This window comes from Verrucosispora sp. SN26_14.1 (assembly GCF_004307965.1).
Taxonomy (GTDB): domain Bacteria; phylum Actinomycetota; class Actinomycetes; order Mycobacteriales; family Micromonosporaceae; genus Micromonospora.
On sequence record NZ_SISL01000021.1, the window covers coordinates 12,634 to 35,329 of the forward strand.

The 22,696-nt window shown below is 70.6% G+C and carries 5 protein-coding genes; all 5 read right to left on the minus strand.

Annotated elements, in window-relative coordinates; all coding sequences use genetic code 11:
• Window positions 1–23: 23 nt before the first annotated feature.
• Genes EYA84_RS04265 through EYA84_RS04285 form a run of 5 tightly spaced genes read right to left on the minus strand, consistent with a single transcriptional unit; the run spans window position 24 to window position 22,570 of the window.
• Complete coding sequence (locus EYA84_RS04265) at window positions 24–6,779, minus strand: non-ribosomal peptide synthetase (protein ID WP_131051687.1); 6,756 nt, start codon at window positions 6,777–6,779, stop codon at window positions 24–26.
• Window positions 6,776–11,473, minus strand: coding sequence for an SDR family NAD(P)-dependent oxidoreductase (locus EYA84_RS04270; RefSeq protein WP_131051688.1), 4,698 nt, complete (start codon window positions 11,471–11,473; stop codon window positions 6,776–6,778). Before EYA84_RS04270 ends, EYA84_RS04265 begins: the two co-directional genes overlap by 4 nt.
• The gene (locus tag EYA84_RS04275; RefSeq protein ID WP_131051689.1) at window positions 11,470–16,062 is read right to left on the minus strand and encodes an SDR family oxidoreductase; all 4,593 of its coding nucleotides are present in this window, start codon (window positions 16,060–16,062) and stop codon (window positions 11,470–11,472) included. Before EYA84_RS04275 ends, EYA84_RS04270 begins: the two co-directional genes overlap by 4 nt.
• A complete protein-coding gene (locus tag EYA84_RS04280) occupies window positions 16,059–17,306 on the minus strand; it encodes an ACP S-malonyltransferase (RefSeq protein WP_131051690.1) in 1,248 nt (415 codons plus the stop codon). The genes EYA84_RS04275 and EYA84_RS04280 overlap by 4 nt, the downstream gene beginning before the upstream one ends.
• Window positions 17,303–22,570, minus strand: coding sequence for a non-ribosomal peptide synthetase (locus EYA84_RS04285; RefSeq protein ID WP_236145588.1), 5,268 nt, complete (start codon window positions 22,568–22,570; stop codon window positions 17,303–17,305). Before EYA84_RS04285 ends, EYA84_RS04280 begins: the two co-directional genes overlap by 4 nt.
• Window positions 22,571–22,696: the final 126 nt, after the last annotated feature.

The following is a 22,696-nucleotide window of genomic DNA, read 5'->3' on the forward strand; positions in this document are numbered from 1 at the left end:
CGCGATCGTCGTGGTGCCCACCGTCAGATCCCGCCCTCGACGTCCAGCAGGATGTCGGCGAGCACGTCCTGACGGATCGGCGAGGAGACCTGGAAGCCTCTCGGCTCACCGGACCTCAGGGCGTCCCGGACCTCGTGGAACGACTCGTCCAGGGCCGCGATGATCTGCTTGGCGACGCCGCTCGCCTCCCATGCGCGCGGGTACCGCACCTCGATCAGGAGTTCACCCCCGCTGCGGGAGGCGACGATGTCGAGGGCGTACGGCGAGCGGTGTTCCCCGTCGGTGGTGATGTCCAGCGGGAGGTGGGTGAAGGTGATGCCGTCGGCGCTGTCCTGACCGCCCAGGTAGTTGAAGCCGATCTGCGGCCGGACCGCGGTCAGCACGGCCCGTTCCGCGTCCAGGCCGGTGTCGAAGCGCAGCAGGGGGCCGAAGCCGGCACCCTTGTCCGGCAGTCGCTCGAACGACCGCCGCACCGTGTCCACGGTGTCCGCCACACTCTGCTCCACCTGCACCAGGTGCGGGAAGGTGCTGGTGAACCAGCCCACCGTCCGGCTGAGTTCGTGGTCACCCGCGATGGGTTCGCGGCCGTGCCCTTCGAGGGTGAACAGCACCCGCTGCTCGCCGGTCACGGTGGCCAACGCCCGTGCCACCACGGTGAGGAGGGTCTCCACCTGGCTCGCGCCGTGCGCCTTCCGTGCGGCGTCGAACAGGGCGAAGTCGTCGGTCTCGGTCAGGCGCACCACCGTCGAGGCGGTCTCGGACCGCTTCACGTCACGCTCGACGAACACCTCGCCCGCCGCACCAGCGCTGCGCGCCAGGTCGAGCCAGTAGGGCAACTGGGCACGGAGGCCGCCGTCCTCGGCGCGCTGCTTGACCTCGCTCGTCCACGCCGGGAACGGCATGGTCTTGGCGGGCAGCTCGGCGTCCGGGTCGGCGAGGCAGGTGGCCAGGTCTTCCAAGAGGACGCCCCACGACACCACGTCGACGGCCAGGTGGTGGATGGCGATGGCGAACTGCACGCCCCCCTCCCCCAGCCCGGCGGCGAGGCTGACGACCGGGCCACCGCGCACGTCGACCCGCGCCTGGACCGTCCGCAGGTAGTCCGCCAGGGCCTCGTCGGAGAGACCGGCCGGCGGCTGGTCACCGTGGACGAGCCCCAGGGCGTCGACGTCACGCAGGACCAGAGCACCCTGCTCGTCGACCTCGACGCGGAGCATGTCGTGCTGGCGCACGAGCCGCTGCACCGCGTGTACCAGCCGATCCAGCGACACCGGCTCGGCCGTCGTGACCAGCAGGCACTGGTTGAAGACCCGGTTGCGGGCCTCCGGGTCGTCGAGGAACGCCAGTTGGATCGCGCTCGCCGTGATCGGTCCCGAGAGAGGCTTCTGGTCGTACACCCGCACTCCGGTCCCGGCGCCGGCGGACTCGGACAGCTTCTCCTCCAGCGACCGGATGGTCGCGTTGCCGAGGAGGTCCGCCGCCCGGATCGTGATGTCCTGTTCGCGGAGCCGGGCCACGATCTGGATCGCCTTGATCGAGTCGCCGCCCAGCGCGAAGAAGTCGGCGTCGATGTCCTCCACCGGCACACCGAGCACGTGCTGCCACGCGTCGGCGACCACGCGCAGCGAGTCGGTCTCCGGTGCCACAGCCGTCGCCCCCGCCGTGAAGTCGGGCTTCGGCAGCGCCGCCACGTCGACCTTCCCGCTCGCGTTCAGCGGAACCGTGTCGGCCCTGACGATGAAGGACGGCACCATGTAGTCGGGCAGCCGTCGGGACAGGGCCGCCCGCAGCGCCGGCCCGTGGTCCTGGTCGTCCAGATACCCGACCCAGAGACACAGACTCCGGCTGCCCTCGGTGGTCTCGTACAGTCCCGCGTGCGCCCAGCGGACGAAGGGCTCGTTCAGGGCGACCTGGATGATCTCCGCCAGCTCGATGCGGTAGCCCCTGAGCTTGATCTGCTGGTCGAGGCGGCCGGTGTAGTAGAGCAGACCGTTGGTCTTGAAGGTGACGATGTCGCCGGTCCTGTAGAGCCGCTCCCCCGGTACCGCAGGCGAGTACACGAACCGCTGGGCCGTCATCTCGGGCTGGTTCAGGTAGCCGTCGGACAGGCCGGATCCACCGATGTAGAGCTCGCCGTTGACGCCGACCGGCACCGGCTCCAACCGCTCGTCGAGCACCCACAGCGAGGTGTCGTTGACGGCCGTACCGATCGGAAGGGCGTCGTCGGCGTCCCACACGTCGAGGCGGTGGATGGTCGCGAAGACCGTGGTCTCCGTCGGGCCGTAGGCGTGGCTGATCCGGCCGGGCCCGAGCAGCTCGAACGCCCGCCGGACATGCGCCGGTGAGGCGATCTCGCCGCCGAAGATCACCCTGCGGACGCCGCCGAGCGAGTCCGACGCGTGGTCGATCAGCGCGTTGAACATCGCCGTGGTGATGAAGAAGCTGGTGATCTTGTGCCGCTCGATCGCGGCACCGAGCCGGTCGAGGTCCAGCACGGACGCCTTGTCCAGCAACACCAGCGACGCGCCGTTGGTGAGCGCCCCGAACATGTCGTAGATGGAGCCGTCGAACGAGTAGTCCGAGATCATGAGGAAGACGTCGCTCGGATCAGCGGCGTAGCAGACCGACTGGTGGACCACGCGCAGCACGCTCCGCTGCCGGATCACCGACCCCTTCGGCGCACCGCTGGTCCCGGAGGTGTACATGATGTAGGCCTCGTCCGCGCTGCTGCCCGGCAGCCCCGGGTTCCCGCGCTCGGCCGTCGACTCCGCGAGCTGGTGGACGCCGACGATCCGGAGCCGTTCGGAGACCAGCTCCGCCGCCTGCCCGCTGCGCGCGTCGGAGGTGAGCAGGAGACCGGCCCCCGCGTCCTCGACCATGACCCGCAGCCGCTCGGACGGGAAGTCGGTGTTCAGCGGAAGGTAGAAGCACCCCGCCTTGAGCACACCGAGGATGGCGGCGACCATGTCGATCGAACGGTCCAGCAGCAGCGCCACCGGTGCGCCGGGGGCCACGCCCAGCCGGACCAGACCGTGCGCGATCCGGTTGGCCCTGGCGTTCAGCTCCCCGTACGTCAGGCTCCGGTCGTCCGCGATCAGCGCCGTGCGGCCGGGATCGGCGGCGACGTGCTCCTCGAACAGTCGCGCGATGCTGCGGGTGTCCGGCGTCGGCGCGGGCACCGTCGCGAACGTCCGGATCAGCTCGGCCTCCCGGACGGGGATCAGGTCGAGCGTGCCCACCGGCGTGCCGTCGGCGGCGGCGAGGAAGGACCGGAGCAGCGTCGCGTAGCGCTCCGAGTAGAGCGCCATGGTCTCCTCGCGGAACAGTGCGGTGGAGTACTCCCACTCCAGCAGCAGCGCGCCGTCGGCCTCCCGGGTGCTCAGGGTGATGTCGTACTTGGCGCTGCCGTCGTCGAACGGGAGGATCCGCTCGTCGTCGGGCTCCAGACCCATGTCGGTGTTCTGGTGCACGAAGCAGACGTCGAACAGCGGCCGGCGGCCCGGCACCCGTGGCGGGTTCAGCTCCTCGACCAGGGACTCCAGCGGGTACTCCTGGTGCGCGAACGCCTCCAGCAGGGTGGTCCGCAGGCCGGTGAGGAAGTCGCCGACGCCGGTCGTGGGCGCGGCGGTGACCCGGATGGGCAGCGTGGTGACGAACATGCCCACGAGATCCTGGTAGGCCAGGTCGGGCCGGCCCATCACCGGCGCGCCGATCACGACGTCACCCTGTCCGCTCAGCCGGGACAACACCTGCTGGAACACGCCCAGCAGCACCATGTAGAGGGTGAGGTTGTGGTGGCGGGCGTACCGCTTGGCGGCCTCCAGCGTCTCGCCGTCCACGGACGCGAAGAGCGTCGCGCCCGCCGCCGTGGCGACCTCCGCCCGCTGCCAGTCCGTGGTGAGCTGAAGCGTCGGCGCGCCGTCGGCGAACCGGGCGACCCAGTAGTCGCGGTGCGCCGCCATGCCGGCGCTGTTCTGCCGCTCCAGCAGCCCACGGATCGCCGACCGGTAGCTCACCGGCAACGGCGGCAGCGCGGCCCGGTCCGCGACGGCGCCGAGGTCCCGGAACAGGATGCCCATCGACGTGCCGTCGGTGATGATGTGGTGGATGTCGATCGCCACGCACGACACGCCGTCGTCGAACTCGAAGTAGCCGAAGCGGAACAACGGGGCGCTGTCGAGTCGGAACGGACGCACGAACAGCCGCATCGCCCGGCGGGCCGCGCTCTCGTGGCTCTCACCTGGCGGGAGGGCACCGAGCCGGCGGTGTTCCACCGCGACCGGCACCTCCGCGTGCACCCGCTGGAACGGTTCCCCGTCCCGCAGATGGAACGTCGAGCGGAGGCTGTCGTGCCGTCGCACCAGGACGCGCAGCCACGCCTCCAGCTCGCCGATGTCGAGCGTGCCGGAGCGGATCGTCAGGCCGCTGACGTTGTACGTCACCGACTCCTCGTCGACCTGACTGGAGACGAACATGCTGCGCTGCGCGGCGGTCAGCGGCAGCTCGTAGGACTCCACCACGTGCTCCGCGTGCGCCGGGCGGCGGGCCGCCCCGCTCAGCCGCGACCGGACCAGGTGCTCGTCCACCCCGTGGACCCGGATCACCACGTCCGCGAACTCGTCGAACGTCGGCTTCGCCAGCAGGGTGGTCGGCGGGATCTCGACGTCGAGCACCGCGTTGAGCAACTGCGTGATCTTCACGGACGAGATCGAGTCGCCGCCGAGGGCGAAGAAGTCGTCCGCGCCACGGATCGTCGGGTAACCGAGGATGCCGGACCACACCCCGGCGATCACCGTGCGGGGCACCGCGTCAGCGTCGGACTCCCGGAGCCCTTCGAGGTGCGGCGGCCGGGACAGGATGCCCCGGAGCCGGTCGACCGGGTCCGCCGGTGCCGACCTCTCCTCGCCGGGAGCCGGCTGCGCCCGGACCGTCTCGTCCCAGTGGCGGACGCGCTGGAACATCTGGGGTGGCATCGGCACCCGCCGCACGTCCGCGTCCCGGTGGAGGCCGGCGAACGGCCGCGTGCGACCGGCCAGGAAGGCGGCGACCGCGTCGCGGAGGTGACCGGGCGTGCCGCCGGACCGGGCCGGGGCGTCCTCGCGCAGCACGACGGCACCGTCCACCGGCGGCGAGTCGTCGACCTGTTCCGGGCGCAGCAGCCGCAGCAACCCGTCGCGCAGACCGGCCCGGCTCTCGCACAGGATGGCCGCCCGCACGGCCTGGTGCTCGCGGCCCACCTGCAGGGTGAAGCACACGTCGGCCAGGCGGAGTTCGGGATGACGGTCGAGGTGCTCCAGATGCCGCGCCGCGGTGCGCGCCAGCAGGTCCTCGGTACGCGCCGAGATCGGGAAGACCTGCGGCGGCGATGCCGGGGCGGGCACCGCCGCGCGGGCGGGCGCCTCCTCCAGCACGACGTGACAGTTCGTCCCGCTCAGGCTGAAGCTGCTCACGCCGGCCCGACGCGGGGTGTCGCCCTGCTCCCACTCGGTGAGCCGGTCGGCGACGTAGACCGGGGCGTTGGCCAGGTCGAGCAGCTCGTTCGGCACGTCGAAGTGGATCGACGGCGGAATGGTTCGACGGTCCAGGCACAACAGGGTCTTGATGAGCGACGCCAGTCCCGCGGCCCCGACGGTGTGGCCGATGTTGGTCTTCACCGAGCCGATCGCGCAGAACTGCCGGCGGCTGGTGAACTCGGCGAAGGCGCTGGTCAGACCCTTGACCTCGATCGGGTCACCCAGCGTGGTACCCGTGCCGTGGGCCTCGATGTAGGACACCGACTCCGGCGCGATCCCGGCCCGCTTCCACGCGCTGACCAGCAGGTTCTTCTGCGCCTGCGCGTTCGGGGCGGTGAGGCCGTTGCTGCGGCCGTCGTTGTTGACCGCGCTGCCGAGGAGCACGCCGTAGACGTGGTCGCCGTCGGCCAGCGCACGCGACAGCGGCTTGAGGTAGACCCCGGCCACGCCCTCGCTCCACACCGTGCCGTCGGCCGCCGCGTCGAACGCCCGCACCCGGTGGCCGGCCGACTCGGTCTCGTTGCCGAGGCTGGACGGCGACAGGAACAGGTTGACGGCGGCGACGAACGCGGTGTCGCAGTCGCCGTTGCGCAGGGCCTTGATCGCCGCGTCCACCGCGACCAGCCCGGACGAACATCCGGTGTCGACGACGGAGGCCGGTCCGCGAAAGTCGAGCAGGTACGACAGCCGGCTGGCCAGGATGCCCGACCACGAGCCGGTGATGGCCGCGAAGTCCAGCTCCGACAGGAACGGCAGATAGGACGTGATCAGCCGGTGCGTGTGATCGTTGCCGACGAAGACGCCGGTCCTCGACCCGTACAGCTCGCTCTTGGCGTACCCGGCGTCCTCCATCGTCTCCACCAGCACCTCCAGGAGGTTGCGGTGGTACGGGTCGAGCTGCGTCGCCACGTGCGGCGGGATGCCGAAGTACTCCGCGTCGAACAGGTCGATGCGGTCCAGGTAGCCGCCCCGGCGCACGGCCGAGGTGCCGCCCTCGACGCGGCGCAGGTCGTCCAGGCGCAGCGGCGGGAAGTCACCGATCGACTCCCTGCCCTCCACCAGGTTGCGCCAGAACTGCTCCTTGTCCGACGCGCCGGGAAAGCGGCATGCCATACCGACGACGGCGACGCGGTCGTCGGCGTCCCGGCCCTCGTCTCCGATCGCCCGGATGAACTCCTTCGCCCGGTCGACGTCCAGCGCCTCCTGCTTGACCTGCATGAGCAGGTACCGCAGCAGGTCCTTCCTCAGCTCGGCGTTCGACGTCATCCCTGGTTCCTCCCCGCACCGCCGGTCTCGGCGGCGAACATGGTGGTGAGCTCCGCGTCGCCGATCTCTGCCAGGACGTCCTGCAGCGACTGGTCCATCTCTCCGAGGTGCGCCGCGCCCGACGCGGCCGGACCGGACTCCGCCGCGACGCGTTCGTCGATGTAGCCGGCGAGGCTGACGACGCTCGCGTAGGAGTAGAGGTCGGCGATGTCGATCCGACCGGGATAGACGTCCTCGATCTTCTGCAACAGCTGCGCCGTCATCAGCGAGTTCCCGCCGAGGTCCTGGAAGCTCTCATGGGCGTCGACCTCCGTCATGCCGAGAACCGCGCCGTAGACCGCGCCGATCCTCAGCTGGGTCTGGTTCGGGTCGGACAGGCCGACGACACGGACCTCGGCCGTCCCGCCGTCGGTGGGCGACCCGCCCGTGCCCGCCCGCGCGACGGCGGCGGCGACGTCCTCGTCGAGCAGGAAGGGCATCTCGTCCAGTTGTTCGCGCAGCGCCCCGAGGTCGAACCGGGTGGGGATGACGCCGTCGGCCGGGGCGCGCAGGAAGTGGCCGAGCCAGGCCAGGCCGTCCTTCACGGTGAGGGCGCGGAACGGCGAGTCGCCGTCACCGATCCCGTACCGCACCGCCATGCCGACCTCGGACCACGTCGGCCAGTTGATCGACAGCGCGCGCACGCCCTCGGCGCGCGCCCGCACGGCCAGGGAGTCCATGAACGCGTTGGCGCTGCAGTAGTCACCCTGCCCCTGCCCGCCGACGATCGCGGTGATGGACGAGAAGAACACCAGGAACGCACCGGGGTGTTCCTTCGCCAACTCCGTCAGGGCGAGACTGCCGTCGACCTTGGACGCCAGTACGGCGTCGAAGGCCGGACGGGGCTTGGTGGCCAGGAACCCGTCACCCGCCACGCCCGCGGCGTGGACGATGCCGCCGAGGGTGACCGACTCCTCCCGCAGACGCGCGGCCAGCGCGCGCACCTCGGCCTCCCGCGACACGTCGCACAGGGCGTACTCGGCACCGACGATCTTCTCGACACGCCGCGCGGTCTCCTCGGCCAGGGGCCTGCGACCCAGCAGGATGACCCGCTCGGCGCCCTCGCGGACCATCTCCTCGGCGACGCTCAGGCCGAGGCCACCCGCACCGCCGGTGACCACGAACGTCCCACCCCGGTACGGCGACTCGCCCGCCTCGTCTGGCGCCTCGGCGTACCGCAGGCGCCGCAGGTGGGTCTGCGTACCGCGCACCGCCCGCAGCACGCCGCCCGCGCCGCCCAACGACTCCCGGACGAGGAGGTCCAGGTCCACGTCCGCCCCCGCGTCCAGCACGTCCACCAGCAGATGCCGGTGCTCCTGCCCGACCACCTGGGCGAGCGCCTCGGTGGCGGCGGAGTACGGATCGGTGACACCGTCCCCGGGTCCGACCTGCCAGGCGTGTCGACCGAGGACCTTCAGACCACGGGCGAGTTTGACCCGGTGCGCCACGAAGGCGCGGTACAGCTCGAACAGCGCGTCCACACCGGTCGCCCGCCGCTGCGTGTGGGTGAGCGCCGCCTCGTCGGTGTGCTCGGGCGCGGTGAAGTCGGTGGCGAACAGGACGCCGTCGACCCCCTCCTGCCGCAGCCGTTCGGCCAGCGGCCCCGCGCCGTCCTCGTGCAGGGCGAACACGTGGCGACCCTGGTCGGTCCGCTCGCCGACGTAACACGGGACGACCCGGTGTCCCTGCGCCTCGACCGCGGCGACCAGCCGCCGGCCGGCCGGGTTGTCCAGCACCACCGGCGCCCACACCTCGCCGCCGGCCGCGTCGGCCGGTACCCGTGGCACCGACAGCCACTCGACCTGGAGGAAGCGGCGCGGTCCCGCCAGGCTGAACCGCCGCCAGTCGACCTTCTTCACCGTGTAGTCGGTGATGCGCGCGAACACCTCACCGTCGACGTCGACGAGATCCACGTCGTAGGTGATGGTCTCGCCCTCGTCGCTGTCGTCGCGGACGGTACGGATCAGCGAGTAGAACGTCTCCGGCATCGGCCGGCGCAGCACGAAGCTCTTGTACATGTACGGCAGGAACGTCTCGCCACTGTTCTGCGAGATGAGGTTCACCGCGTTGTCGAGCTTCGCCGGGTGCAGCCCGAACGTCTCGCTCGGCACGCCCTGCGGTAGGCGCAGCAGGGTCAACGCACCGGCTTCGTGTCGCCACACCGCCCGCACGTTGTCCCAGCGCGCGCCGAACTGGAACACGCCCGTGTCGGTCTCGGTGGGGTACGGGTCGGTCACCTCGATCGCGGCGGCCTGCTGGGCCTCGATGTCGACCGACGCCAACGGGTCGGCGTCACCCAGCGGGCTGATCCGACCCTCGACGTGAGTGACCCACTCGCCCTCCTGCGCACTGGCCACCTGGAAGGAGTAACCCCGCTCCAGCCGGTCCAGCCGGGTACGCACGGTCGCCTCCTCCCCCTCCTCGACGGCGAGGGGGACGAGGAAGAACACGTTCTCGAACCGCATGCTGCCGGTGTTCTCCACCGCGGCCAGCGCGGCCCGCGCCATCTCCAGGTACGTCGTTCCCGGTACCACGGGCCGGTGCTCGATGCGGTGGTCGGAGAGCACCCAGTGCCGGTCGACGGACAGCCGGTTCTCGAACACGACCGTGCTGTCCGAGCGGCTGATCTCCGTGCCCAGCAGGGGGTTGGTCTCGCCTGCGCCGAAGCTCCGCACGCTCGTGCGCATGGGCTTGGCCCAGTGACGGATCCTCTCGAACGGGTAGGTGGGCAGGGGCACCCGCTGACGCGGCTCGTCGGCGTAGAACTCGGCGAACTCGACGCGGGCGCCACGGACGTACGCGTCGGCCAACGCGGTGAGGGCGGCGGCGTCACCCCGCGAGCGGTACTCGGCGAGTGTGGCGTTGGCCGAGTCGGAGAGTCGCTTGCCGGTCTGGGCGGTGATGTCGCCGGGACGCAGATCGCCTCTCTTGTCGCTGACCACGGCGTGCACGCCGTGGTGGATGCCCTGCTGCGCGTCGGTGCCGGGGCCGTGCCGCCGGAGCCGGTCGACCGACTCGGCCAACTGCGCCTTCGTCGCCGCGATGATCATCACGCGGTGTTCGTGGTGACCCCGGCCGGTGTTGGACGTGTAGCAGATGTCGGCGAGCGACCAGGGGCTGTCCGCGAGCACGGCCGCGTACCCGTCGAGGAGTGCGGTCAGGCCCGCCTCGGTCTTGGCGCTGACCGTGAGGCAGTAACGCTCCCGCGACTGCGGCGCGGCGCGGTAGCGGGGCGCCTCCTCCAGCACCATGTGGCAGTTCGTGCGGATGAAGCCGAACGAGCTGATCCCGGCCCGACGGGGTTCGCCGTCGGTGTCCCAGGGCATGAGCCGGTCGTTGACGTACAGCGGGCTGTCGGTGAAGTCGATGTAGGGGTTGGGCACGTCGAAGTTCGACGAGGGCGCCAACAGGCCGGATTCGAGCGACCTGACGACCTTCGCCAGCGAGGCCGACCCGGAGGCGGCCACCATGTGGCCCATCGTGGTCTTCAGGGATCCGATGCCGCAGAACTGCTTGCGGTCGGTGTGCCGGCGGAACGCGTTGGTCAGCCCCTTGACCTCGATCGGGTCACCGAGGACGGTCCCGGTGCCGTGGGCCTCCACGTACGTGATCGTCTCCGCCGGCACGTTCGCCTTGGCCCATGCGTCGAGGATGACCCGCTCCTGCATCAGCGCGTTGGGCGCGGTGATGCTGTTCGACGTGCCGTCGTTGTTGACGGCGGATGCCTTGATGACGGCGCGCACGTGGTCGCGGTCGGCCAGCGCCTTCTTCAGCGGCTTGAGGAGCACGATGCCGGCACCTTCGCCCCACAGCGTGCCGTTCGCGCGGGCGTCGAAGGTGCGCACGCTGTCGTCGCCGGAGACGACGTTGTCCATCGTCGCGCCGGACAGGAAACTGGTCTTCGGCTCGCCGCCGGAGGACAGGTTGATGCCGCCGGCCAGGGCCATGTCGCACTCGCCGAGCAGCAGCGACTGGATGGCCTGGTGGACGCTGACGCTGCCGGCGGAGCACGCGGTGTCGGTCATGATGCAGGGGCCCTTGAGGTCCAGCAGGTAGGAGATGCGGCTGGCGACCATCCCCTCCCACGAGCCGGAGAGCTGCATCGGGTGCCGCTCGGAGAACATCCGGTAGTAGGAGTAGTTCGACTGGTCGCGGCCGAGGAACACCCCGGTCCTCGACCCGATCGCGCTCTCGCCGCCGTAGCCGGCGTTCTCCAGCGCCTCGTACGCCACCTCGAGCGCGATGCGCTGGTTCGGGTCCATGTAGTCCGCTTCGAGCGGGGGGATGCCGAAGAACCGCGAGTCGAAGTGGTCGATCCGGTCCAGGTAACCGCTCACCGAGTAGAGCCGGTCGAGGTCTGCCTCGTCGACCGGCCGACCCAGCATGACCTCCGCGTAGTACGGGTTGCGGAGGATGTCGTACATGTCCTCCTTGCGGGACTGCGGATAGTCCCGGATGCAGTCCCGGCTCACCTTGAGGAAGTCCCAGAACTGGTCGACGTTCGTGGCCTCGGCGAAGCGACCGGCCAGTCCGATGACCGCGATGTCCTCGTGCAGGTTCGCCTCGGACAGTTCGCGCAGCAGCCGCTTGGTGCGCTCCCGGTCGATCTGCTTGTTGACGAATTGCTCGAGGATGAAATCCTTCACGCTGCTCATCTGGTGTCCGTTCCCTCGAGAAGGCCCCGCCTGCCGTCGACCGTGATCGCGCCCTGTTCCAGCAGGTCCAGCAGTTTGTCGATGTCGCCCTCGTCCGCCTCGGCGGCCGGTGACGGCCCTTCGGTGGCCGGCTCGTCCGGGTGCAGCCTGGCCTTCAGGCAGGCCACCTGAGCGGCGACGGTGGTGTGGCGGAAGAGGTCCGTGATGTCCATCAGACCGGGGTACCGCTCGTCGTAGAGCTTCAACATCTGCGCCGTCAGCAGCGAGTTGCCGCCGAGGTCACCGAAGTCCTCGTACGCGTCGAGCACGTCGAGGTCGAGCGCTTCCGCCCAGATCTGCGCGACACCCCGTTCGAGGTCGCCGAACTCGGCGAGCCCGTGCAACTCGACGGCACGCCCGACCGCGCTCCGCCCGGCGTCCGGGGACGCCTGCCGGGTCGTCCTCCTCATCCGGCCGGGCATGAGCGCCGCCGGGTGCCCACCGGCGCTCATCAGGGCGTCGAGCAGGTCCACCGCCTCGGCGGTGTCCAGCGGCGGGAACAACTCGTCCTCGTCGGCCGCGTCCATCCGCCGGGCGATGCCGATCTCGCGCCACGCCGGCCACTGGACACTCAGGCCGGGCAGCCGCTCGCGGTCGCGGTACTGCGCCAGGCTGTCCAACACCAGGTTCGCCGCCGTGTAGTCGGACTGGCCCGGGTTGAGCAGGAGCCCGGCGATGCTGGAGAACGCGACGAAGTAGTCGGGCCGATCGGCCAGGGTCGCCTCGTGCAGGTGCACCCCGCCCAGCGCCTTGGGCCGGTAGACCTCCATGAACTCGTCGAGGTTCTTCGTGTACAGGAAGCCGACACCGGGCCGCCCGGCGAGGTGCAGCACCCCGGAGATCCGGCCGTGCCGCGCGCGGAGGTCCCGCACCATCGCCTCGACCGCCTGCCGGTCACCCAGGTCGAGCCGGACCACCTCGAACACGTCCAGGTCGCGCGCGAACTCCGACCACTCCGGCCGGGTGCCGGCCGCGCGGTCGGACCCCAGCAGAACGAGTCGACGCACGCCCCGCCGGATCAGGTTCCGCGCCACGGCGGTGCCGAGGTCACCGGTGCCGCCCGACATGACCGTCACCCCGTCACCGCCGGGCAGCGGCGTCCGCTCGTCACCGGGCAGCGCCCGTCCACCGGCGGACAACGGGATCGGGTGCCGCTTCACCTGCGGCTCGTACGGACGCCCGTCGCGGTAGAGCAGGAACGGCGGTCGATCGGCACTGGTGGCCTCACCCACCAGCAGCACCGGCCCGGTGTCCTCGTCGCTGTCGACACACCGGATCCCGAGCGCCTTGTACTCCAGGGCCGCGACACGCATCATGCCGAGCAGGCCGGCCTGCCCGGGGTGCAGCGCGGACTCGTCACCGGTGACCGCCAGCGCGTTGTGCGTCAGGACCAGCAGGCCGTCGGCGAACGTGACCTGCCGCTCCGAGATGAGCCTGAGCAGGCCCAGTGCCCGTTCGACCGGCTCGCCGGTGGCATCGGCCAGCGAGTCGCCCTCGGCCGGGAGGCAGGCCAGCACGCCGAAGGCGAACTCGCGGCGCTCCCCCAGCCGCTCGTCGCCGACCGCGTCGGCCACACCCGACACGTGGACGCAGTCGTAACCGGACGCTGCGAGGTGATCCCGGACGCCGGTGAACGTGGTGCCGAAGTCTCCGCAGAGCAGCACGGTCCCGGTGCCCTGCGGTGGCGACGCGGGCAAAGCGACCCGACGGTAGGTCTGGACGTACCCGTACTCGCCGGACCCCGTCACATCGAGGTCGACCGCCGACTTGATGCAGTAGTTGTCGACCGTCAGCAGCACCCGGCCGGCCGGGTCGACCACGGTCACGTCGAACGCGTACAGCGCACCGGCCACGGACTCGGGCCGCCGACGGAAGTACGCGAGCACCCGGGCCGGCAGCGAGTCGCGGACGGTCAGCACCCCGTAGGAGAACGGCAGATACAGCCGTTCCTGGTCGTAGACGTTGCTCGGCGCGTTGATGACGGTGTCGAACAGCGAGGGGTGCAGGACGTAGTCCGACAGCTCGGACCGGTACCGCGACGGCAGCGCGAACTCGTACAACAGCTCGGTCGACTCCGCGTCGGCGTGCCCGGCGCCCAGCGTCGCGGTCCACCGCTCGCTGACGTCCAGCCCCTTCGCGTGATCGGAACCCTCCGGCTCCCGCAGCGGCCGGTCCAACCGCCGCCGCAGGCCCTCCACGTCCAGCGTCGCGACCGGCTCGACGACGGCGTCGCGGACCAGGTCGGCGCGGGCGTTCTCCACCCACTCACCGTCGACGCCCCGACTGGCGATGGTGACGGCGGTGAGGTCGCCCGCGCTCTCGAAGATGACGTGCACCTCCTTCTCCTCGCCGTCGGCCACCGCCAGCGGCGTGGCGAAGAGGACGTTGCGCAGCGTCACCGCCGATTCGGCCAGGCCGAGCCGCCGCGCCGACGTCACGACCATCTCGACCAGCCCGGTTCCGGGCAGCACGCTGACCCCGTGGATGCGGTGTTCGGCCAGTTCCCAGAAGCGTTCGGGGGTCAGCCGGCACACCACGATGTCGCGGTGCAGCGAGCGCACCACGTCCGCGCCGTCGACCAGACCCCGCCGTGCCTGGTCGACGGCGTCGATCCAGCACGAGGTCCGCGCGAACGGGTACGTCGGCAGCGACGTCCGGCGCGCGCCCGCCGGGGCGGCCCGCTGCCAGTCGACCTCCGCGCCACGGGCGTAGAGGGACGCCAACCGGCGCAGCGCGGCGCGGTCGGTCGCCCCGACGGTCGCCGCCGCCTCCCGGTTCAGCTCGTCGTGTTCGGAGTGCAGCAGGTCGTGCGGCTCGCGCTTGTCGCCACGCTCCAGCACCAGGCGGAACGCGCCCCGGCTCAGGTCCGGACCTGCGGCACCGACGTCGCCGTCCTGGAGGAACCGGGCCAGCAACGCGTCGAGTTCCGCCCGGTTCTCGAAGACGAACGCGGCGCGTACGCCATGGTGCAACCGGCCGACCGACGCGGTGAAGGCGAGGTCGGCGAGGTCCGTCTCGGGCCGGGCCAGGACCTCGCGGTAACGCTCGGCGAGCCTGGTCAGGCCCGGGGCGTCGGGAGCGCTCAGCGGCAGCAGGAAGCAGGACGGCGAGCCCCCGCCGGGCCGTGCGCCGACCGGGTCCGCGCTGCGCAGCACGAGGTGGCAGTTCGTCCCGCTCAGCCCGAAGCTGTTGATGCCGGCGAACAACGTCTCCTGGTCGTCGTCGGCCCAGGCCACCGTCCGGTCGTTGACGAACACGGGCGTCTGCGCGAACGCGATGTTCGGGTTCGGCTCCTCGAAGTGCAGGCTCGCCGGCAGGACCCGGTGCTTGAGCGACAGGACGAGTTTGGCCAGCCCCGCAAGGCCGGAGGCGTTGTCCATGTGGCCGATGTACGTCTTGACCGTGCCGATGCCGCAGAACTGCTTGCGGTCGGTCTGCCGGGAGAACGCCCGCTGGATGCCGCTGACCTCGACGGGGTCACCGAGCCTGGTGGCGGTGCCGTGCGCCTCGATGAAGCTGATCTGCTCGGCCCGGACCCCGGAGTCGGCGAGTGCCTCGGTGATGAGGTCGGCCTGCGCGTCGGCGTTGGGCGCGGTGATGCCGTTGGAGGCCCCGTCCTGGTTCACCGCGCCGCCCATGATGACGGCGTGGATGTTGTCGCCGTCGCGCCGCGCCCGGTCCAGCGACTTGAGCACGAAGACGACGCAGCCCTCGGCGGCGCTGGTGCCGTCGCTCCTGCGGTCGAAGGTCCGGGTACGCCGGTCCTCGGAGAGCGTGTCCTGGATGTCCTTGATGCCGATGCCGGACTCATCGTCGGCGTCGACCGGGAGCAGGTCGGTCTTGACCGCGCCGACGATCGCCATCGAGCACTCGCCGCTCTGGATCGCGCGGTACGCCGTGTACACGGCCACCAATCCCGACGAGCAGGCCGTGTCGACCAGCAGCGACGGTCCCCGCAGGTCCAGCAGGTAGGCGATCCGGCTGGCGATCATCGACCTGATGTTGCCGGCGACCGCGATCTCGGGCGCCCCCGGGCTGACCGCCTGGATCATCGCCCGGTAGTCCTCGCCGAAGTCGGCCGACATGCCCGCGTAGACGCCGACCTTCCGGCCGCCGATGTCCTTGTTCAGGTAACCGGCGTCCTCCAGCGCGGCCCAGGCGGTCTCCAGGAAGATCCGCTGGTTCGGGTCGATCGACTTGGCCTCCTGCCGGGACAGCGAGAAGAACCGGTAGTCGAACTCGGACACGCTGGGCAGCCGGGTGCCGCCGGAGTAGCGCTCGGCCGCGATCGGCAGCCGGACGCCCCGCGCGGCGAGGTAGGCGTCGACGTCGGCCCGTCGGGCTTCCGGCAGGTCCCGGTACCCTTCCTCGCCGCGCAGCAGCGTCGACCAGAACGCGTCGAGGTTCTCCGCCTCGCCGACCCGGCCGCTCATCCCGATGATGGCGACTGGCTCGGCCTTCCGCCGTGGACTGGAGCGCGTGACGGGGACGTCGGCGTCGTCCGGGGGTCCCGTCAGGTCCAGGTCGTCAAGATCGAGCAGGGAACTCATGTGGCGAGCGCCCCCGCGTTCGTCCGGAGGCCGACCTCACGGGTCCGGGACACGATCGACTCGACCCGGTCCCGCTGCTCGGCCTCGGGGACCCGCTTCGTTCCCATGATGGTGAGCAGCAGGTCCAACGCGGTCTGCTTCTGCCGGTCGGAGAGCGACTCCTGGTCGAGCTTGCTGAGCTCCTGGAGCTTGCGGTACGACACGACGACGCCGTTGTGGTACTCGTCGGCGTCGAAGTTCCGGTTGCGGGTGGCCGCCGCAGCTCCCAGGCAGAGCCCGACCAGCCCCGGCTCGCGCTTCTTCAGCTCGACGAGCTGGTCGAGCACCGCGCCGACCCGCTCGGGCTCCTCGTCCAGGTTGTACACCTCGCCCGAGCCGACGGCACCGGTGAGCATCTTCTTCAGCACCTGCTTCGGCCCGACCTCGATCCAGACCGCCGCCTTGCGCTCCACCAGGGACGCCATGATGTCGCTCCACCGCACCGGGCTGGTCAGCTGGACGGCCAGCGCCTCCCGGATGGCCCCGGCGCTCTCGTACACCTCGCCGGTCACGTTGCTGTAAACCGGGACGGCGGGTTCCGCGAACGTGATCTCGTCCAGCGCCCTGGTGTACTCGGGCAGCGCGGCGGCCATGTACGTGCTGTGGAACGCGCCGGCGACGTTGAGTTTGATCACCCGCGCCCCACGGTCCTCCAGGTGGGCGGTCACGCCCAACAGGTCGTCCAGGCTGCCCGACAGCACGGTCTGGGTCTCGCCGTTGTAGTTGGCGACCTGCACGTCGTGACCCGCCGCGTTGAAGTCCCCGACGCACTTCTCCACGTCGGCGGCCGGCATCCGCACCACGGCGATCATCCCGGTGCCGCTGCCCGCCGCACAGCTCTCCATCGCCTCACCGCGCGCCTTGACCAGGCGTACCGCGTCCTCGAACGTCAGCGCGCCCGCCGCGAGCAACGCGGTGATCTCCCCCAGGCTGTGGCCGGTCAGGTACGAGACCGGCACCCTGCGCCCGGCGGCCATCACCTCGTACATCGAGTAGCTGAGCACGAGCAACGCGACCTGCGCGTGCCGGGTCCTGGTCACCTCGGCGGGCGGTGCGGTGAAGCACAGGTCGGCCAGCGAGTACCCGACGATGTCGGACGCCTGCCCGAAGCGGTCCCGCACGCTCTCGTGCTCGTCGAACCACTTCCTGCCCATGCCCGCGAACTGGGAGCCCTGCCCCGGAAACACGATCACGAGATCCTTCATGACTGCACCTTCTCCTTCGAGGCGGGCCGGCCCAGGACTGCGAGGACTTTCAGGTGGCCGCCCATCACCTGCTCGACCCGCGTGGAGTCCACCTCGCGGGCGTGGTCGATCTGGACCGCGACGGGGTCGGCCAGGACGTCGATCGCGTACCCGATGTCGAAGTGGCGGAGGACGTCCACCTCCTCCCACTGCCGGGCGCTGCCGCACGCCACGGAGACGGTGCGGTCGACACCCCGGCAGGCGACGAAGCGGTGCAGGTCGAGCCGGTCGTTGTGGTCGCGCTGCCGCCGGTAGTCGTCCAGCACGTCGGCCAGATCGGTCTTGCCGGCGAAGTCGAACCGCACCACGGTCACCCGGGCGTCGTCGTCCAGGACGCACAGCGAGATGTCATCCGTGCCGACGAGCTTGTGCAGGGCGACGGCGAACGCGACGTGGGCCAGATCCTCCGGCTCCCGCGCTCCGCTCTGCCGCAGCCGCCGCAACGTCGCCCTGGTCCGCGCGGGCAGCGCGGCCTCGACCCGGCCGTCGGCGGTGGCGTCGTGCGTGAACCACGATTCGGGCAGGCGTACCCCGAAACCGGTCAGCAGCGCGTCGGAGTCCTGTCCGGCGAGCCGGGACTCCAGGAGCTTGCGGAGCTTGCCGATCGTCGGGTTCGCGAACAGGTCGCTCACGTCGAGCATGCCCGGGAACTGCCGGTGCAGTTCCTCCAGCAGCAGGACCAGACTGAACGAGTTGCCGCCGAGGTCGAAGAAGCTCTCGTCGGCGCCGATCGGAATGTCACCGAGGACCGTGCGCCAGGCCGTGACCAACTCCTGGGCGACGCCGACACCGCGCTCCTCGGAACGCCCCGGCTCCACCGGCGGGCCGGCGTCGGCCTGCGCCGCCAACGCCGTGCGGTCGACCTTGCCGCTCGTGGTCATGGGGATGTCCGACACCACGGCCAGGGTCGCCGGGACCATGTAGTCGGTCAGCCGTTCGGTCAGCCAGTTCCGCAGCGCCTCCGGTGCCAGGTAACCGCCCTCGCGTACCTGGTAGAACGCGCGGATGACCTGGCTGCCGCTCGGCAACTCCTGGACGATCACCGCCGCGCCGGTCACCAGCTCGTGCCCGGTGATGGCCAGCTCGATCTCACCCAACTCGACCCGGTAGCCCCGGATCTTGACCTGGTCGTCCACCCGACCCAGGCAGTGGAGCTCGCCGTCCTGCCATCGCGCGCGGTCGCCGCTGAGATAGATCCTGCCGTCCCCGAACGGGTTCGCAAGGAACCGCTCGCGGGTCAACTCGGGCCGGTGCAGATACCCGGGCGACACACCGAGCCCGCCGATCCACAGGTTCCCGGTCACTCCCTCCGGCACCAGCCGGAGGTTGTCGTCCAGCACGTACATCGTGGTGTTGGCGATCGGGACACCGATGGTGACCGTGGCGTCGTCCCCGGTGAGGTCCTTGACGCTGGACCAGATACAGGTCTCGGTCGGGCCGTAGACGTTGTGGACACCCAGCGACCGGTGCTCCCGCAACCGGGGCAGCAGGTCCTCCGGGAACGCCTCACCGCCGACGACGAGCTTGTCCAGCCGCGCCAGCGTGGCGCGGGCCGCATCGGGGTCGGCGCAGAGCAGACGCAACCGGGTCGGCGTCATCTGGAGGTACTCGACACCGTTGGCCGCGACGAACTCGGCGATGTCCGCCGGCGTACGGATTTCCGACTCACCGGCCACCACCACCGTGCCGCCGCTGGTGAGAGTCAACAGCGTCTCCAGCAGGTGGATGTCGAACGACGGGGTGGTGAGGCAGCCCACCACCTTCCGATCCGCCCATCCGAGCGCCTCGGGCATCCCGACGAGGAAGTTCGCCAACGACCCGTTCGTGACCGTGACGCCCTTGGGCGTTCCGGTCGACCCGGACGTGAAGATCACGTACGCGAGGTCGTCCGGCCCGCCCGGCGACCCGACCGGCGGCGTCGGACCGGCCGGGATGTCCGCTGGCAGATGCAGCGCACGGTCACCGAGTCCCACCGCGCCGGCCAGTTCCTCGGCGCAGACGACCCTCGTGGGCTCGGCCGTGTCGATCACGAGTCGGAGCCGCTTCGCCGGGTCCTTGACGTCCATCGGAAGCCACGCGGCACCGATGCGGTTGACCGCGAGCATCAGCGTGACCAGTTCGGGCGTCGGCGGCAGCAGCAGCCCGACCAGGTCGCCCTGACCGAGGCCGTGCTCGTGCAGCAGACCGGCGTACCGGTTCACCCGCTCGGCGAGCTCGGCGTAGCTGACCTCCTCGCCACGGAACCGGAGCGCGGCCCGCTCCGCGTGCTCGCGGACCGCCGTGTCGAACGCCTCGGCAAGGGTCGGCATGTCCACCACGACCGGTCCGGTGCCCATGGTCAACAGTCGGTCCCGCGTCTCGTCGTCCAACCGGGACAGTTCCCCGAGCGTCTGGTCCGGCTCCCGGACGACCTGGGCGATCAGGTGCACGAACTGCTCGGCCAACTCGGTCATCCGCCGCTCGCCGTAGACGCTGGAGAAGTTCAGGTCGCCGAAGAGGCCACCGTCGCGTTCGGTGAGCTCCAGGGCGAGCGCGAACATCGAGCGGGGCACCCCGAAGTCCTCCGACGTGGCGCTCACGTCACCGAACCGCCGCACGCGCTCGCGGGCGTTGGTGAAGGTGAACATCACGTCGAACAGGGCGTTGCGTCCGAAGTCCCGATCGAGGTCCAACTCCTGGACCAGCACGTCGTAGGAGTAGGGCGAATGCTCGACGGCGGCGAGGCTGGTGTCGCGCACCGCGTGGAGCAGGTCCGGCAGACGGGCGTCCGAGGCGGTACGGATACGCAGCGGCAGCGACTGGGCGAACATGCCGACGGTGTCGTCGTACGTGCCGATGATCCGCTGGTCCAGGGGGACGCCCACGCACAGGTCCTCGGTGTCGGCGGCGTTGGCCAGCAGCACCGACCACAGCGACAGATAGAAGATGAACGGGGTGGTGCGGTGCCGCTCGATGACCGCCTTCGCCGCCTGGTGCAGCGCGTCGTCGACGCGGAAGTAGTGGTGCGTCCCGTGGAAGTCGTTGACCAGCGGGTACGGGGAGTCGGTCGGCAGGCTCAGCGGCGGCGGGACGGTCTCGAACTCGCGCAGCCACCATCGCCGGTGTTCCTGGTAGGAGGCCAGGCCGACGGAGCGGGCCTGCTGCCGCACGAACGCCGGGTAGCCGTCGGACCGCACCGGGCTCAGCTCGCCGCGCCCGAGGTGCTCGGCGAGGTCGTTGAGGAGGATGTCGATCGACCCGCCGTCGGCGATGATGTGGTGCAGCGAGAGCAGCAGGTGGTGGACGCCGTCCTCGTCGACGACGATCCCGTAACGCCACAGCGGCGGCGTCGCCAGGTCGAACGGCCGGTTCATCACCGCGACGACGTCCTCGGCGCGCAGTCCGGGCTCGCGCGTGTGGTCGAAGAGGTGGAACTCCGGGGTGACCTCCGCCGCGACGCGGGCCTTGATGTCGGTCGCGTCGATCTCGTAGTAGCCGCGCAGCTTCTCGTGCTTGTCGGCGATCGCCCGGAACGCCTCGGCGAGCCGCTCCCGGTCGGGGGCGCCGTCGAAACGCAGGCCGGCCAGGATCTGGTACGCCTCGTTACCGCCGCGCATCCGCGACAGCACGTAGACCCGCTTCTCCTGCTCGGACACGGCCGTGGGGTCGAGCGGCGTGAGATCGGTGCCCCGGGGCGCGCCGACGGGCAGGCCACGCGGCGCGGTCGACGTCGACCGCCGGAAGTCGAACCCCCCACCGCGCAGCGCCTCGACGCTGGCGCGGATGGCCTCGAAGATGCGGTCCTGATGCTCGCGGGTGTGCGCCAGCGAGAAGTAGGCGGTCCTGCGTTCCCACACGTAGACGCCGTGGAACACCAGGAGCTTGAAGAACAGGTTCAGCGTCAACGACATGTGCCCCATGTCGCGCGGCACGACCGTCTCGTACTTGTACAGCGACGCGAAGTGCGTCACCTTCAGGGGCACCTCCTCCGCGTCGAAGTAGTCGTTCACACGACGGGCGAAGTCGGCGGTGAGCCGGTTGACGGCGGGGAGTGCGGTGGCGCCGTGCTCGCGCAGATAGGACAGCACGGCCCGGCACGCGGCCATCGTCAACGGGTGCTTGCAGAAGGTCCCGGCGAAGAACGTCGTGGGGACCGCCGGCTTGGAGTCGTCCACGTCCGACCACGCGCCGCCGTCGACGGCGTCGAGGTACCTGCTGCGGCCCGCGATGATGCCGATCGGCATCCCGCCTCCGACGAGCTTGCCGTAGAGCGACATGTCCGACTCGACGCCGAAGTGCTCCTGCGCGCCGCCCAGCGCGATCCGGAAGCCCACGATCATCTCGTCGAAGATCAGCGCGATGCCGTACTCGGTGCAGATCTCGCGCAGCTCCCGCAGGAACTCGGTGGGCTGCAACGTCGGGTTGCGCGACTGGACCGGCTCGACCAGCACGGCGGCCAGTTCGGAGCCGTGCCGCCGGATACGGTCCAGCGATTCGGCGCTGCCATAGGTGAGCACGATCGTGTCGTCGACCGCCGACTGCGGAATACCGATCGAGGTGGGAATGCTCTCCTCGCCGTCGGCCTCGGCCAGCACCGCGTCGTAGCTGCCGTGGAACGAGGTGAGGAACCTGACCACCTTGTCCCGGCCGCTGACGGCCCGGGCCAGGCGCACCGACACCATCACGGCCTCGGTACCGGTGTTGCAGAACGCGACCCGCTCCGCGCCGGTCATCTCGTGGACCAGTGCCGCGACCTCACCCGCCACCATGTTCTGCGGGCCGAGCTCGTAGCCCCGGTCGAGCTGGTCCCGCATCGCGTCGAGGATGAAGTCGGGCTGGTGGCCGAAGAAGTGCACGCCGTAACCCATCGCGGTGTCGACGTACTCGTTGCCGTCCACGTCCCAGAACGTCGCCCCGCGCGACCGGGCCGACACGACCGGGTAGACCGTCTCCTTGATACTCGGGTTGAAGTTCAGCGAGGCGATCCAGTCCGCCAACACCTCGCGGTGCTGCCCGGCATACACCTTGGAGGTGGGTGTCCTCGCGGTGTACCGCGCCACGAAGTCGCGGATGAACGCGCTCTGCTCGTCGGTGAGCCGGTCCTGACTGAGCTCGATGTTGTTGCTGTACGAGCCGACCTTGCGGGAGACGGGCGTCGCGCGGCGTGCCGTCGTCCCCGGGACGACCGGCGTCGGCGTCGGCGTGCCGGAGGGCACCCCCGACAGCACGGCCAGCTGCTGCTGCATGATCTCCAGCTGCTGCCGGATGAGGTCCTCGACTCCGCGCGCCGGTGTGCCGGCCGGGTCGAGTCGACCGCGGATCTCGGCCGGCGGCGCGGCGGCGGCCCGCGGTTCCGGACTGTCTCTTATACA

Bases quoted from the DNA above. Each gene is read 5' to 3' on its own strand.
- EYA84_RS04265 (WP_131051687.1), bottom strand. From the start codon at position 6,779: ATGACGTCGAACGCCGAGCTGAGGAAGGACCTGCTGCGGTACCTGCTC.
- EYA84_RS04270 (WP_131051688.1), bottom strand. From the start codon at position 11,473: ATGAGCAGCGTGAAGGATTTCATCCTCGAGCAATTCGTCAACAAGCAG.
- EYA84_RS04275 (WP_131051689.1), bottom strand. From the start codon at position 16,062: ATGAGTTCCCTGCTCGATCTTGACGACCTGGACCTGACGGGACCCCCG.
- EYA84_RS04280 (WP_131051690.1), bottom strand. From the start codon at position 17,306: ATGAAGGATCTCGTGATCGTGTTTCCGGGGCAGGGCTCCCAGTTCGCG.
- EYA84_RS04285 (WP_236145588.1), bottom strand. From the start codon at position 22,570: ATGCAGCAGCAGCTGGCCGTGCTGTCGGGGGTGCCCTCCGGCACGCCG.